Source organism: Amycolatopsis sp. WQ 127309, assembly GCF_023023025.1.
GTDB lineage: Bacteria > Actinomycetota > Actinomycetes > Mycobacteriales > Pseudonocardiaceae > Amycolatopsis.
In genome coordinates, this window is record NZ_CP095481.1 from 10,992,032 (window position 1) to 11,006,009 (window position 13,978).

At 71.4% G+C, this 13,978-nt stretch carries 12 protein-coding genes and 2 tRNA genes; 7 read left to right on the forward strand and 7 right to left on the reverse strand.

Features of this window, described 5'->3' with window-relative positions:
* Positions 1-21 precede the first annotated feature (21 nt).
* Complete coding sequence (locus MUY22_RS48815; RefSeq protein WP_247055401.1) at positions 22-564, reverse strand: type 1 glutamine amidotransferase domain-containing protein; 543 nt, start codon at positions 562-564, stop codon at positions 22-24.
* Between the two features lie 69 nt (positions 565-633).
* Positions 634-2,199: a SpoIIE family protein phosphatase gene (locus MUY22_RS48820; RefSeq protein WP_247055404.1), complete on the reverse strand. Its 1,566-nt coding sequence runs from the start codon at positions 2,197-2,199 to the stop codon at positions 634-636.
* A 139-nt stretch (positions 2,200-2,338) separates the two neighbouring features.
* Here MUY22_RS48820 and MUY22_RS48825 point away from each other — a divergent pair, with 139 nt between their 5' ends.
* Positions 2,339-7,003 (forward strand): HAMP domain-containing protein, encoded by a 4,665-nt coding sequence (locus tag MUY22_RS48825; RefSeq protein ID WP_247064500.1) that lies wholly within the window; start codon positions 2,339-2,341, stop codon positions 7,001-7,003.
* On the opposite strand, the gene MUY22_RS48830 is transcribed toward MUY22_RS48825, so the two are convergent.
* Positions 6,955-7,028: transfer RNA gene (locus tag MUY22_RS48830), tRNA-Gly, on the reverse strand. The genes MUY22_RS48825 and MUY22_RS48830 overlap by 49 nt on opposite strands.
* A 78-nt stretch (positions 7,029-7,106) precedes the next feature.
* Between MUY22_RS48830 and MUY22_RS48835 the strand changes: the two genes are divergently transcribed.
* The 3 genes from MUY22_RS48835 to MUY22_RS48845 all read left to right on the forward strand — a co-directional run bounded on the left by MUY22_RS48835 (position 7,107) and on the right by MUY22_RS48845 (position 8,811).
* Positions 7,107-7,180: transfer RNA gene (locus MUY22_RS48835), tRNA-Pro, on the forward strand.
* 471 nt (positions 7,181-7,651) lie between these two features.
* Entirely contained in the window at positions 7,652-7,903 is a 252-nt protein-coding gene (locus tag MUY22_RS48840; protein ID WP_247055407.1) for a hypothetical protein, read from the forward strand.
* Complete coding sequence (locus MUY22_RS48845; RefSeq protein ID WP_247055409.1) at positions 7,900-8,811, forward strand: hypothetical protein; 912 nt, start codon at positions 7,900-7,902, stop codon at positions 8,809-8,811. The genes MUY22_RS48840 and MUY22_RS48845 overlap by 4 nt, the downstream gene beginning before the upstream one ends.
* Here the strand turns inward: MUY22_RS48845 and MUY22_RS48850 are convergent.
* Positions 8,808-9,557 carry an alpha/beta fold hydrolase gene (locus MUY22_RS48850; RefSeq protein ID WP_247055411.1) on the reverse strand — a complete coding sequence of 250 codons (750 nt, stop codon included), beginning with the start codon at positions 9,555-9,557 and terminating at the stop codon, positions 8,808-8,810. The genes MUY22_RS48845 and MUY22_RS48850 overlap by 4 nt on opposite strands.
* On the reverse strand, positions 9,554-10,342 hold the full coding sequence (locus MUY22_RS48855) for an NAD(P)H-binding protein (RefSeq protein WP_247055414.1): 789 nt from the start codon (positions 10,340-10,342) through the stop codon (positions 9,554-9,556). The genes MUY22_RS48850 and MUY22_RS48855 overlap by 4 nt, the downstream gene beginning before the upstream one ends.
* Before the next feature lie 67 nt (positions 10,343-10,409).
* Here MUY22_RS48855 and MUY22_RS48860 point away from each other — a divergent pair, with 67 nt between their 5' ends.
* Positions 10,410-10,772 carry a helix-turn-helix domain-containing protein gene (locus tag MUY22_RS48860; protein ID WP_247055416.1) on the forward strand — a complete coding sequence of 121 codons (363 nt, stop codon included), beginning with the start codon at positions 10,410-10,412 and terminating at the stop codon, positions 10,770-10,772.
* Between the two features lie 44 nt (positions 10,773-10,816).
* Here MUY22_RS48860 and MUY22_RS48865 read toward each other — a convergent pair whose 3' ends face one another.
* Together MUY22_RS48865 and MUY22_RS48870 are read right to left on the reverse strand one after the other, a co-directional pair.
* Positions 10,817-11,263, reverse strand: a complete 447-nt coding sequence (locus MUY22_RS48865; RefSeq protein ID WP_247055418.1) for a nuclear transport factor 2 family protein — start codon at positions 11,261-11,263, stop codon at positions 10,817-10,819.
* Between the two features lie 5 nt (positions 11,264-11,268).
* Positions 11,269-12,144 (reverse strand): TIGR03619 family F420-dependent LLM class oxidoreductase, encoded by an 876-nt coding sequence (locus MUY22_RS48870; RefSeq protein ID WP_247055421.1) that lies wholly within the window; start codon positions 12,142-12,144, stop codon positions 11,269-11,271.
* 148 nt (positions 12,145-12,292) lie between these two features.
* On the opposite strand from MUY22_RS48870, the gene MUY22_RS48875 reads away from it, so the two are divergent.
* Positions 12,293-13,102: a hypothetical protein gene (locus MUY22_RS48875; RefSeq protein WP_247055424.1), complete on the forward strand. Its 810-nt coding sequence runs from the start codon at positions 12,293-12,295 to the stop codon at positions 13,100-13,102.
* 41 nt (positions 13,103-13,143) lie between these two features.
* Positions 13,144-13,977 carry a DJ-1/PfpI family protein gene (locus tag MUY22_RS48880; protein ID WP_247055426.1) on the forward strand — a complete coding sequence of 278 codons (834 nt, stop codon included), beginning with the start codon at positions 13,144-13,146 and terminating at the stop codon, positions 13,975-13,977.
* The last annotated feature ends 1 nt before the right edge of the window (position 13,978 follow it).

Below are 13,978 nucleotides of genomic sequence, written 5' to 3' on the forward strand. Positions count from 1 at the left end.
AATGTCCACAGAGGACGGCCGTCAGCCCGCGAACTCCCGCACGACCGCGGCGCAGAACGCCGGCAGGTCGTCCGGGTTGCGGCTGGAGACCAGGCCGTTGTCCACGACCACTTCTTCGTCGACGACGGTGGCCCCCGCGTTACGCAGATCGGTCCGGATGCTCGGGTACGACGTCAAGGTGCGGCCACGCACGACATCCGCCTCGACGAGCGTCCACGGACCGTGGCAGATCACGCCGACCGGCTTGCCCGCGCGCACGAAGTCGCCCACGAACTTCACCGCCTCGGGGTTCACCCGCAGGTTGTCGGGGTTCATCGTGCCGCCGGGCAGCAGCAGCGCGTCGAAGTCGCCGATCGCCACGTCGGAAACCTTGCGGTCGACGGCGAACGTGTCGCCCTTGTCGATGTCGCCGTTCATCGCCTGGATCTCACCGGTGTCCACGGACACGAGCTGCACGGTCGCGCCCGCGTCCAGCACGGCCCGGCGCGGCTGCTCCAGCTCGACCTGCTCGACGCCGTCCGCGGCCAGGATCGCGACCCGGCGGCCTTCAAGTGCATTCGCCATGGATCGGAATTACCCGCTCCGGCGGCCGGCAAACGCACCGGCGAACGCGGCAGGCCAGCAAACAGACGATCAGTCCGCGCACTCCACGGCCAGCACGGCGATGTCGTCGTGGGCGGAGCTGCCGAGCCAGTCGCGCACGGCCTGGCGCAGCTGCCGGACGACCTCGCGGGCCGGCTGCCCGGCCGCGGCCGTCAGCACCGCGCGCAGCCGGTCGTCGCCGAACAGCTCCGACGGGTCGTGCCGGTTGCGGGCCTCGGTGATGCCGTCGGTGTAGAGCAGGCACATGTCGCCCGGCCCCAGCCGCACCGTCGCTTCGGCGAAGCGCGCCTGCGGCGAGATGCCGACCAGCGTGCCCGGGACGGTGACCTCTTCGACGCCGCCCGCGTGGCGCACGATCAGCGGCGCCGGGTGCCCGCCGGAGGCCAGCGTCAGGTCGACGCCCTCGTCCGTCGGGGTGGCCGTGCCGAGCACGAGGGTGGCGAACCGGCTGCTGCCGCCGGCGATGAGCAGCTCGTTGAGCAGCCGCAGCAACGTCCGGCCGTCGCGCTCGACCATGGCGAGCGCGGTCAGCGCGTGCCGGACCCGCCCGGTCAGCGCCGCGGCCTCGGCGCCCTTGCCGCAGATGTCGCCGAGCACCAGGAACGCGCTGCCGTCGTCGTGCGGGAGGACGTCGTAGAAGTCGCCGCCGACCGCGAGCACCCCGCCGGCCGGCTCGTACCAGGTCTCGAAGCGGGTGCCGGCCAGCTCCGGCGGGTCGATCGGGCGCAGCGTGGTCTCCAAGCCGCGCGTCGCCTCCTCCTGCCGGGCGTAGCGCTGCGCGTTGGCCAGCGCCGTGCCGGCCGCCTTGGCGAACTCGACGACGGCGCGGTCCTGCTCGCCGCCGAACTCCGGGTCCGCGCGCCGGCCCAGCAGCAGCGCGCCGGTGACCCCGGCGCTCGCGCTCGGGCCCAGCGAGACGACGGTGACCTCGGCGTGGTCGGCGAACCGGTCCGCGACGACCGACGGCAGCGTGGCGACCTCGGCCGCGGGCACCGGGACCGGCTGGGGCCGGCCGGTGGCGCCGAACGTCGCCGCCAACACCGGCGCGGCCTGGGGCGGCACCCGCCGGATCCGGCCGTGGCCGTGCGCGGCCGGGGGCTCGCAGCTCCACCACTCCCACCGGCCGCGGGTGGTGGGCAGCAGGACGAACACGGTCTCGGCGAGCGCGGCCGCGGCCAGCTCGGCGATCACGCGGGCGGTGCCGTGGCGGCCGCGCGCGGCCGCCAGCCGGGGCCCGGCCGCGGCCAGGAAGTCGCCCACATGCCGCCGTGGGGAGACGCTCTCCCCCTCGGGGCCGGCGACCGTCCAGGCGTGCCAGCCGCCGGGCAGGGCCCGGACGCGCGCGGGGTGGCGGTTTCCCGCCACTTCCACGTGTCCGGAGGTCTCGGCGACCGGGTGCAGCTTCGGCTCGATGTCGCCCGTCAGCGTCCGCCCGGCGGGGTTCGCCCAGCGCAATACGCCCGCGGCGTCCTGCAGGAACACCGCGTCCCGCACGTCCTCGAGAACGGCCCGGCCGAAGGCGTCGAACCCCGGCGGCGCGTCACCGCCGGCCATCGGCGGCAGGGCTGCCGACGACGGAGCCGGACGTGACACCATGCACGGACCTCCTGCCTCCGGACTGCTATCGCACGGCTACCGCGTGAGCGGGCGGACTGGCTCGAAGTGTAGGGCGAATCATGGCACGCTGGGTCGACGACCACGGCTGGCGCATGCGTGGTGGAGAGGGTCGGCACACATGACAACGGAATCCCAGGGCGAAGCGGCGGCGCTGGAGCGGCTGCTCGTGGCGGTGCGGGATCTCGGGGACGGCAACTTCCGGCGGCGGCTCGTGCCGCACGGCGACGGCGTCTCGGCGCAGCTCGCCCTCGCCTTCAACGACATCGCCGAGCGCAACCAGCGGCTCGTGAGCGAGCTGCTGCGGGTGCGCACGGCGGTCGGCCAGGAAGGCAGACTGCTCGAACGGCTCGAGACCGAGGTCGGCCCCGGCGGCTGGAACACCGCCGTCGACGCCGTCAACGGCCTCGTCGAGGACCTCACGCGCCCGGCCATCGAGCTGGAGCGCGTGCTCGGCGGCGTCGCCGACGGCGACCTGTCCCAGCCGATGACCCTCACCCTCGACGGCCGCCCGCTGCAGGGCGCGTACGCGACCCTGGCGAAGACGGTCAACGGCCTCATCGCGCAGCTGACGCGCTTCGCCGTCGAGGTGACGCGGCTCTCCCGCGAGATCGCGGGTGAGGGCCGCCTCGGCGGCCAGGCGGTCGTGCCGGGCGTGTCCGGGACCTGGCGCGACCTCACCGACTCCGTCAACTTCATGGCCGACAACCTCACCGAGCAGGTCCGCAACATCGCGCAGGTCACCACGGCCGTCGCGCGCGGCGACCTGACCCAGAAGATCAACGTCGACGCCCGCGGCGAGATCCTCGAGCTCAAGAACACCATCAACACGATGGTCGACCAGCTCTCCTCCTTCGCCGACGAGGTCACCCGCGTCTCCCGCGAGGTCGGCTCCGACGGCAAGCTCGGCGGCCAGGCCCAGGTGCCCGGCGTCGCCGGCACGTGGCGCGACCTCACCGACTCGGTCAACCTGATGGCCGACAACCTGACCGACCAGGTCCGCGGAATCTCCCAGGTGGCCACGGCAGTGGCCACCGGCGACCTGACGAAGAAGATCGACGTCGACGCCCGCGGTGAGATCCTGCAGCTGAAGAACACGCTCAACACGATGGTCGACCAGCTCTCGGCGTTCGCCGGGGAGGTCACCCGCGTCGCGCGCGAGGTCGGCAGCGAGGGCAAGCTCGGCGGGCAGGCCGAGGTGGCCGGCGCGGCCGGGACGTGGCGCAGCCTCACCGACTCGGTCAACGGCATGGCCGACAACCTGACCGACCAGGTCCGCAACATCTCCCACGTGACCACGGCCGTGGCGAAGGGCGACCTGACGCAGAAGATCACCGTCGACGCCCGGGGCGAGATCCTCGAGCTCAAGACGACCATGAACACCATGGTGGACCAGCTCTCCGCCTTCGCCGACGAAGTCACCCGGGTGGCCCGCGAGGTGGGCACCGAGGGTCAGCTGGGCGGGCAGGCGCAAGTCCCCGGCGTCGCCGGCACCTGGCGCGACCTCACCGGCTCGGTGAACTTCATGGCGAACAACCTGACCACCCAGGTCCGCAACATCGCCCAGGTCGCGACGGCCGTCGCGCGCGGCGACCTGACGCAGAAGATCGCGGTCGACGCCCGGGGCGAGATCCTGGAACTCAAGACCACGCTCAACACGATGGTCGACCAGCTCTCGGCGTTCGCCGACGAGGTCACGCGCGTCGCGCGCGAAGTCGGCACCGAGGGCAAGCTCGGCGGCCAGGCCACCGTGCCCGGCGTCGCCGGCACCTGGAAGGACCTCACCGACAACGTCAACTTCATGGCGAACAACCTGACCGACCAGGTCCGCAACATCGCCACGGTGACGTCGGCCGTCGCGAAGGGCGACCTGACGCAGAAGATCTCGGTCGACGCGCGCGGCGAGATCCTGGAACTCAAGACGACGCTGAACACGATGGTCGACCAGCTGTCCGCGTTCGCGGACGAGGTCACGCGCGTCGCGCGCGAGGTCGGTACGGAAGGCAAGCTCGGCGGCCAGGCGACGGTCCGCGGCGTCGCGGGCACGTGGAAGGACCTCACCGACAACGTCAACGTCATGGCCACCAACCTGACCGACCAGGTGCGCAGCATCGCCACGGTGGCGACCGGCGTGGCCAACGGCGACCTGTCGAAGAAGATCTCGATCGTCGCCCAGGGCGAGGTCGCGGCGCTGGCCGAGACGCTCAACGGCATGGTCGAGACGCTGCGCGCGTTCGCCGACGAGGTCACGCGCGTCTCGCGCGAAGTCGGCACCGAAGGCATCCTCGGCGGCCAGGCGCGGGTGCCCGGCGTGGCCGGGACCTGGAAGGACCTGACCGAGAACGTCAACTTCATGGCCCACAACCTGACCAGCCAGGTGCGGAACATCTCGCAGGTCACCACGGCCGTCGCGCGGGGCGACCTGACGAAGAAGATCGACGTCGACGCCCGCGGCGAGATCCTCGAGCTGAAGACGACCATGAACACGATGGTCGACCAGCTCTCGGCGTTCGCCTCCGAGGTCACGCGCGTGGCGCGCGAGGTCGGCACCGAGGGCAAGCTGGGCGGCCAGGCCGAGGTCGACGGCGTGTCCGGCACCTGGCAACGGCTCACCGAGAGCGTGAACCAGCTGGCCGGGAACCTGACCACGCAGGTCCGCGCGATCGCGCAGGTCGCCACCGCGGTCACGGCGGGCGACCTGACCCGGCACATCACGGTCGACGCGTCCGGGGAGGTCTCCGACCTCAAGGACAACATCAACCAGATGATCGCGAACCTCAAGGAGACGACGCGGACCAACACCGAGCAGGACTGGCTGAAGACGAACCTCGCCCAGCTGTCCGGCCGGATGCAGGGGCACCGCGACCTCGCGTCGGTCGGCGCGCTGATCCTGTCCGAGCTGGCGCCGCTGGTCCGCGCCCAGCAGGGCGCGTTCTTCCTGGCCCGCGACGACGACTCGGTCGGCACGGTGCTGGAGTGCATCGCCGCCTACGGTCTCGCCCAGTCCCGCGCCGGCCTGCGGTTCGCGATCGGCGAGTCGCTGATCGGCCAGGCCGCCGTCGACCACCGCACGATCCTGGTCCACAACGCGCCGCCGGAGTACGCGCTGGTGTCGTCCGGGCTCGGCTCGGCGTCCCCGGTCAACCTCATCGTGCTGCCGGTGCTGTTCCAGGGCGAGGTGCTCGGGGTGCTGGAGCTGGCCTCGGTCAACGAGTTCAGCACCGTCCACCAGGACCTGCTGGAGCAGCTGCGGCACACGATCGGCGTCAACGTCAACACGATCCTGTCGAACTCCCGCACCGAGGCGCTGCTCACCGAGTCGCAGCGGCTGGCGCAGGAGCTGCGGGCCCGGTCCGAGCAGCTGCAGGCCCAGCAGGGCGAGCTGCGGCGGTCCAACACCGAGCTGGCCGAGAAGGCCGCGCTGCTCGCCCAGCAGAACCGCGACATCGAGGTCAAGAACAGCGAGATCGAGCAAGCCCGCCAGGAGCTGGAGGAACGCGCCGGGCAGCTGACGGTCGCGTCGCAGTACAAGACCGAGTTCATGGCGAACATGTCGCACGAGCTGCGGACGCCGCTGAACAGCGCGTTGATCCTGGCGAAGCTGCTGTCGGAGAACCCCGAGGGCAACCTCACCGAGAAGCAGATCCAGTTCGCCCGCACGATCTACGCGGCGGGCTCCGACCTGCAGCAGCTGATCAACGACATCCTCGACCTGGCGAAGGTCGAGGCCGGCCGGCTCGACATGCAGATGTCGGACATCACGCTGCCGGAGCTGGTGGACTACGTCGAGTCGCTGTGCCGGCCGCTCACGGCCGACAAGGGCCTGGAGTTCGCCGTCCACATCGACCCGCCGGTGCCGGGCAGCGTCCACACCGACGAGCACCGCCTCCAGCAGATCCTGCGCAATCTGCTCTCGAACGCGGCGAAGTTCACCGACGAGGGCAGCGTCCGCCTGCACATCCGCGCGGCCGACCCGGCGGAGGTCGAGCAGGAGGCGCTGCGGACCGCGCCGGGCATCATCGCGTTCGCCGTCGAGGACACCGGCATCGGCATCCCCGAGGAGAAGCTGGCGGTGATCTTCGAGGCGTTCCGCCAGGCGGACGGCACCACGAGCCGCAAGTACGGCGGCACCGGCCTGGGCCTGAACATCAGCCAGCAGCTCACGGAGCTGCTCGGCGGCGAGCTGCGCGTGATCAGCGAGCCGGGCAAGGGCTCGACGTTCACCCTGTACCTCCCCGTGGCGGCATCGAACCTGGTCGACCCGGCCGTGACGGCGCTGTCATCACCCAGGCTGCCCTCGGTCCCGAGCACGGTCCGGATCGCGGCCCCGCACATCGCCCCGAAACGCTTCCAGGGCGAGAAGGTCCTGATCGTCGACGACGACCTGAGGAACGTGTTCGCCCTGGCCGCGGTCCTGGAGCAGGCCGGCCTGGAGGTCGTCTACGCCGAGACGGGCGTCGACGGCATCCGCGCCCTGGAGCGCAACGAGGACACGGCCCTGGTCCTGATGGACGTGATGATGCCGGAACTGGACGGCAACGCGACGATCGCGGCGATCCGAGCGGAAGCGGCCAACGCCGACCTCCCGGTGATCGCGGTGACCGCGAAGGCCACCGCGGAAGACCGGGCAAGGACCCTGGCCAGCGGCGCGGACGACTACATCACCAAGCCGGTGGACACGGACAAACTGCTGGACGTGATAGCCGCCAAGCTCGAGGCGGACGCCGCCTCGGCCGTTGGAGCGGGTGACGGGAATCGAACCCGCGTAGCTAGTTTGGAAGACTAGGGCTCTACCATTGAGCTACACCCGCGTGCCCCCGAGGTACCCGGGTGCGAGGTCAGCTTAGCGTGACCCGCTAGGCTGATCGCACACCCCCCTGGGGGTGGACCGGGATGTGGCGCAGCTTGGTAGCGCATTCGCTTTGGGAGCGAAGGGTCGCAGGTTCAAATCCTGTCATCCCGACTTACAGGCCCGCTGGTAGCGGGATGGGAAGAGGATCGCCGCTATCTGAGGTCCTCGGCAGCCATGCCTAACGTGTTGAGGCGATCGGCCCATCCTGCGTCGATCTTGTTGTATTTCCTCGCGTTCTCGCGACTTCTCCTCACGGAGAGGTGATGTCCGATGAACAGGCCGACCCGTGCCGGTGTCGTGCTGGTTGTCACGGCCGTTCTGATCGTGGCCTGTGGGCGTGCCCCGGAGCCGGCGGCGCCGTCCGCCTCCGATGGCGGCAGCAGCGGTGTCGTGACCTCCGCCGCGTCCACTCTTCAAGCGCCCAGCACCACCAGCGCGCTGGGGCTGACCAGCTCCGGCGGTACGACCAGCCGGAGCGTCGCGCCGCTGACGACCACTCCGAGATCGAGTAAGGCCGCGGACACGACCACCGCCGCCGTCACTGAGAAGCCGCCTGAGCCGCCCAAGCCGCCGGATCGGTGGGTGCTCGGTTCCGCTGACCGGCGCAGTCTCGAACAGCAGATCGGGACCTCCTTCACCAACTTCTCCGTCGACGACTTCTACCGGCGGGTCTGCCCGGCGCACGACGTCTGCGTCCACAACGCCTTCCGCGAAGAGCCGGGCTTGGGGCACGCCGACGAGGACTGCTGGGTCGGCCGCAACGAGATCCCCGACCCGCTTGTCGAAGGCGGCACCGTGACCTGGGTCGTCAACAACCTCTGCGATCCCGCTTGACCGCGCGGCGCGTGGCCGGGCGGCCGCGGGAAACCGGCGTCACGCGGGACGCGCCGTCGCGGGCCTTGAAGGTCTTCAGCTCCATCCTCGCGCCCACCACCGTGCTGACCGCGCTGCTGTTCTACTTCGGCACCCAGCACGCCAACGCGTTCTGCGGGTGGTTCGGCGTGCACTACTCGGTGCTCGGGCTGTCCGTGGCCGACTACCTGATCCGCGCGAGCGACGGGATGACCGTGCCGATCACCGTCGTCGCCGCCGTCGGGCTCGCCGTCCTCTGGGCCCATCGCCTGCTCGAAGCCCGGCTGTCGCCGCGGGCGTGGCAGACGCTGCTGCGTCGGGCCGTGCCCGTGCTCGCCGTCGCCGGGATCGTGCTGGTCGTCGTGGGCCTGACCGGCCTCGCCGAACCCGCCCTGCTCTACCGGTTCGCCGGGCTGCCGGGGTTGTGCATCGCCGCAGGCTTCCTGTTCTTCCCGCTCGCCGACCGCCTGCACCAGGCCCGCACCGGCCGCCGCGGGTCGCCGACCGCGGCCGTCGTGCAGTGGACCTTCACCTTCGTGCTCGTCACCGTCGGCGCGTTCTGGTCGGTGACGGACTACTCGGCCGCCCTCGGCGAACGCCGCGCGTACGAGTACGAGGTCGCCCTGCCGACGATGGCCGACACCGTCGTGTTCAGCGGCAAGGACCTCGGCCTCCGGGCGCGCGGGGTGACGGTGACGCCCTGCGCGCCCGACGCCCAGTACCGGTTCCGCTACGACGGGCTCGTGCTCGTCCAGCAGTCCGGCGGGACGTCGATGCTGCTCCCGAGGGCGTGGAACCGCGCGGACGGCACGGCGATCCTGCTGCCCGCCTCCGGCGACGTCCGGCTGGAGTTCGCCCCGAACGGCACGTCCCGGGACCGCACCTGCTAGCCCGGCAGCCACGCCAGCAACGACTCCGCGATCAGCTCCGGCCGCTCTTCCGGCGTGTGGTGACCGGCGACGACGGGGTGGTGCACCACTTCCAGCGACGCGAAGGTGTCCCGGCACCAGTCGATCATCGGCGGTGTCAGCATCGTGTCGTGGCCCGGTTCGAACGTGATCAGGAGCTTCGGGATCTCCGGGGTCGCCGCCAGCCAGGCTCCGAACGCCTCGATGCGCGACACCACCGAGGCCGGCTCGCCGCCCAGGGGCAGGGAACGCGCCCAGCGCAGCAGCGGGACGTCGTGCGTGGTCCGGTACTCCGGCGGGAGGCCGGCGAAGAAGCCCGACAGGTCCGTCGACGTCTTGATCGCGCGGAACACCTCCGCGCCCGCCGGCGGGAACTCCTCCCACGTCATCGGCTTCAGGATCGCCTCGGTGAACGCCAATGCGCGGACCCGGCCCGGGTGCCGCGACGCCCAGTCCGCGGCCAGGGCGCCGCCCCAGTCGTGGCCGATCAGGACGACGTCTTCCAGGTCCAGTTCGTCGAACCAGGCGTCCAGGTAGCGAGCGTGGTCGTCGAACGTGTACTCGATGTCCGGGCGTTCCGAGGCGCCCATGCCGATCAGGTCCGGCGCCAGACGGCGACCCGGCAGGGACGGCGTCACGTTGCGCCACAAGTACGACGACGTCGGGTTGCCGTGCAGGAACACCAGCGGCGCTCCCGTTCCGGAGTCCTGATAGGACAGTGTCGTCACTTGAACGCCGCCGCGTTGCGCGCGGCCCACTCGGTGAACGGATGCGGCGGGCGGCCCAGCACCCGCGAGACGTCCGGGCTGACGCGCTGCTCCCGTGGGGTCGGCGCGCCAAGGATGCCCAGCGTCACGTCGGCGACCTCCGGCGGCATGAAACCCAGCATCGCCGCGCGTGCCTCCTCGCGTGTCTGCGGCACGAAACGCACCGGCTCGCCCAACGCCTCGCCGATCGCCGCCGCCTGCTGGCGGGGTGTGATCGGCGCCGGGCCCGTCAGCTCGTAGACGTCGCCGGAACGTCCGGACAGCAACACCGAAGCCGCCACCGCGGCGATGTCCTCCGGGTCCACCACCGGCAACGCGACGTCGCCGAACGGCGCCACCACCTGCCGGGACGTCCGCACTCTTTCCGCCCACTGCAAGGCGTTCGACGCGAACCCGCCCGGGCGCAGCACCGTCCACTTCAGACCCGAGGTCCGGACGGAGTCCTCCAGCACCGCCGGGTGCCGGCCCGTCGCGACGCCCTGGGACGACAGCAGCACCACCCGTTCGACGCCGGCCGCGCGTGCCGCGGCCAGCACGTCGTCCACGGGCGCGAAACCGCCCGGCACCATCAGGAACAGCGCCTCGGCACCGTCCAAAGCGGACTCGACGGCGGGCGCCACGCGCACGCCGTCCGGCACGCCCGCCGCCTCTCGGCGGGATATCGCCGTCACCTGTTCACCGGCCGCGGCCAGCGCTCGCACCAGCGGCCGTCCGACGTTCCCCGTCGCTCCCATGACTGTGATCATGCGGAGGACGCTACATTCCGACGTATAGTAGGTACCTAGAGGAAAGTAATGGCTGGAGGCCCCGAAAGTGACCGGAACCACACCCGAGCTGGCCTGCCCGATCGCGCCGGTGGTCGACATCGTCTTCAGCCGCTGGACCACGCCGATCCTGTGGTCGCTGAAGGAATACGGGCGGCAGCGGTTCGTCGAGCTGGAACGCCGCATCGGCACGATCACGCCGAAGGTGCTCACCCAGCGGCTGCGGCAGCTGGAGCGCGACGGCCTCGTCGTGCGGACCTACCACGCGGAGGTCCCGCCGCGGGTGGAGTACGAGATCAGCGAGCTGGGCCGCAGCCTCGGGCCGCTGTTCGCGAGCCTTTCGGAGTGGTCGGGCAACCTCGGCAAGGTCGAAGCGGCCCGGGAGGCCTACGACAGCCGGTCCCGCCGCTGAGGGGCGACGGGACCCGCACCGGACCGGCGCGGGCCCCGGAGGAGCTACCCCGTGACCTGCCGGGCCGTGGCCATCACGCGTTCGGTTTCCCAGAACGCGCGCATCGACGTGATCAAGCCGTCGTCGCCGACGCGGTAGACGAACACGCCGTCCGTGTCGACGCGGTAGCCGCCCGGGAGGTACGTCGTGATCGTGCCGACGTTCGCCACTTCGGCGCCCGCCGCGTGGGAGTCGCGGATGACGAACTCGAAGCGCTCGACGTTGCCGATCGTCTTGTCCCAGAAGGCACTGATGCCGTCGTGGCCGTGGTGTCCCTTGCCCGTCTCGTCGAACATCGACGGGCCCACCGGGTCCTCGACGACACCGTCGGCGGCGAACAGCGCCAGCCACGCGTCCTTGTCCCCCGCCGTCACCGCCGTCATCGACGCCAGGGCCGCGCGCCGCGCCGGCGGCTGCTCCTTCTCCGTGTCCCAGCTGACCTGCACGCCCATCGCCGTCACTCCCCGAACTTGTCGATGATCTCGGCCCCGAACTTGCGGATCGACTCCAGCTTCGGCTCGACCGGGGCGTCGAAGCCGACGCCGTCGAACACCCACGGCATCGTGATGATGTCGGTGACACCCGCCTCGCCCTGCTCGCGGTAACCGTCGAGGCCGAACTTGTCGATGCAGACGGCCTGGTACTCGAACGGGTCGTCGGCGCGGCCGCGCTCGGCCAGCAGCTCCTTCAGCCGGGCGATGGTCTCGCGCAGCTCCTCGAGCTTCATCATCGCCGACGACCAGCCGTCGGCGACGCGGGCCGCGCGCCGCAGCGCGACGTCGGTGTGGCCGCCGATGTAGAACGGCACGCGCGACGGCGGCGCCGGGCTCATCTGCAGCTTGTCGAAGTCGTAGAACTCGCCGTGGTACTCGACCATGCCGCCGTCGAGGATCAGCCGGAGCACGTCGATCGCCTCGTCGACGCGCTTGCCGCGCCGCTCGAACGGCACGCCGCAGTACTCGAACTCCTGCGGCAGCCAGCCGACGCCGAGGCCGAGCCCGAACCGGCCGCCGGTGAGCACCGACGCCGAGCCGACCTGACGCGCCAGCAGCACCGGGTTGCGCGAGCCGAGCTTCAGCACCGACGTGTAGAACTCGATGCGGCTGGTGACCGCGCCCATGGCGGCGGTCGCGACCAGCGGGTCCACCCAGGGCGTTTCGGCGGTCCAGAACCGGCTGCCGTCGGGGGTGTAGGGATAGTCTGTGGAGACCGTCTCGGCGTAGAAGAGCGAGTCCGGCAGGGCGATGGCGGCGAAGCCGGCCTCTTCCGCGGCCCGGGCCAGCTCGCCCAGCTGATCAAGCGGGTTCATCGCGATCGACAGGGTGAACTTCATACCGCGGAACTATAACGTGTTCTAGTTTCCTCGGCCAGAGCTGACGGTGGGCCGGATCACTACCCGGGAACCCTCCGCGCAACGTCCGCGTTGTCCGAATCACAAGGTGACTTCCGGTCACCGGGCACCGAGCTTCTGGGAGTGGTCCATGGGCACCGCGATCTTCCTGATCGTGCTCGTCGTCGTGATCGTCGGTGGCGGCCTGTATTTCTCGCGGCAGCGCGCCGCGGCCCGGCAGCGGGAACTCGACGACGCCAAGGCCGACGCGCGGCGCCTCGTCGAGCGGCTCGGCGGCCAGGTCCTCAACCTCAACGGCACGGACACCGCGTCGCAGCAGGCGATGGCCGACGCGAGCGAGCGCTACAACGCGGCCGGCTCGCAGATGGAGCAGGCGCGCACCATCGAGCAGGCCCGGCTGGTCAAGGACACCGCCGTCGAAGGCCTCTACTACGTCCGCGCCGCGCGGGTCGCGATGGGCATGGACCCGGGCCCGCAGCTGCCGGAGGAGGCCGAGCGCGAGCGCGCCGGCAAGGTGACCGAGCGCCGCGACGTCGACGTCGAGGGCCAGCACTACGCCGCCTCCCCGGACGCCGGCCAGGACACGCCGTACTACTACCCCGGCGGCCGCGTGGCCGGCCGGCCGGTGCCGCAGGGCTGGTACAGCGAGCCGTGGTGGAAGCCCGCGCTCGTCGCCGGCGCCTGGGGCCTCGGGTCGATGTTCCTGTTCAGCGCGATGTTCTCCGGCATGGGCGGCATCGCCAGCGCCGGGGCCTGGGAGTCGGGCTACGACGCCGGCCAGCAGGACGCGCTCGACTCCGGCGGCGGTGACGGCGATGGTGGCGGTGACGGCGGAGGCGACTTCGGCGGTGGTGACGGCGGCGGCGACTGGGGCGGCGGCGGTTTCGACGGCGGCGGCTTTGACGGCGGTGGCTTCGACGGGGGCGGTTTCGACTTCTGAGCACCGGCTGGCATCCTCCTGGACGACTTCAGGAGGATGCCGTGGCGAGAGTGCTGATCCCCGTCCCGGCCCGGGACTCGGACCCGTCCGAAGTGGCCGTCAGCCGGGCGGTGCTGAGCCGGGACCACACGGTCGTCTTCGCGACACCCGGCGGCACGCAGGCCACCTGTGACGAGCTGATGGTCACCGGCGAGGGCCTCGATCTGTGGGGCCGGGTGCCGGGCCTGAAGAAGCTCACCGCGCTCGGCCGCGTGCTGCGCGCCGACGAAGCCGCGCGTGACGCCCACCGCGCGCTGCTCGCGGATCCCGCGTGGCGCACCCCGATCCGCTGGGACGACATCAAGCTCGACGACGTCGACGGTGTGCTCCTGCCCGGCGGGCACCGGGCCCGCGGCATGCGCGAGTACCTCGAAAGCCCCGTGCTGCAGGGCGTGGTCGCCGACGCCTTCCGCCGTGACCTGCCGGTCGGCGCGATCTGCCACGGCGTCCTGCTCGCCGCGCGCAGCGTCGACCCGGCCACCGGCCGCTCGGTGCTGCACGGCCGCACGACGACGGCGCTGACCTGGCCGCTGGAGCGGACGGCCTGGCGGCTCACGCGGCGGACGCGCTTCTGGGACCCGGATTACTACCGCACCTACCTCGAGGAACCGGGGCAGCCCGAGGGGTACATGTCGGTGCAGCAGGAGGTCACCCGCGCACTGGCGCGGCCGGCGGACTTCCGGGACACCACCGACCGGGTGCAGGCGAGCGGCCGGGCCCGCGACCGCCTCGACGACGACCGTCCGGCGTTCGTCGTCGAGGACGGCAACTACGTCTCGGCCCGCTGGCCGGGCGACGTGCACACGTTCGCGAAGGCCTTCGGCAAGCGGCTCTGAG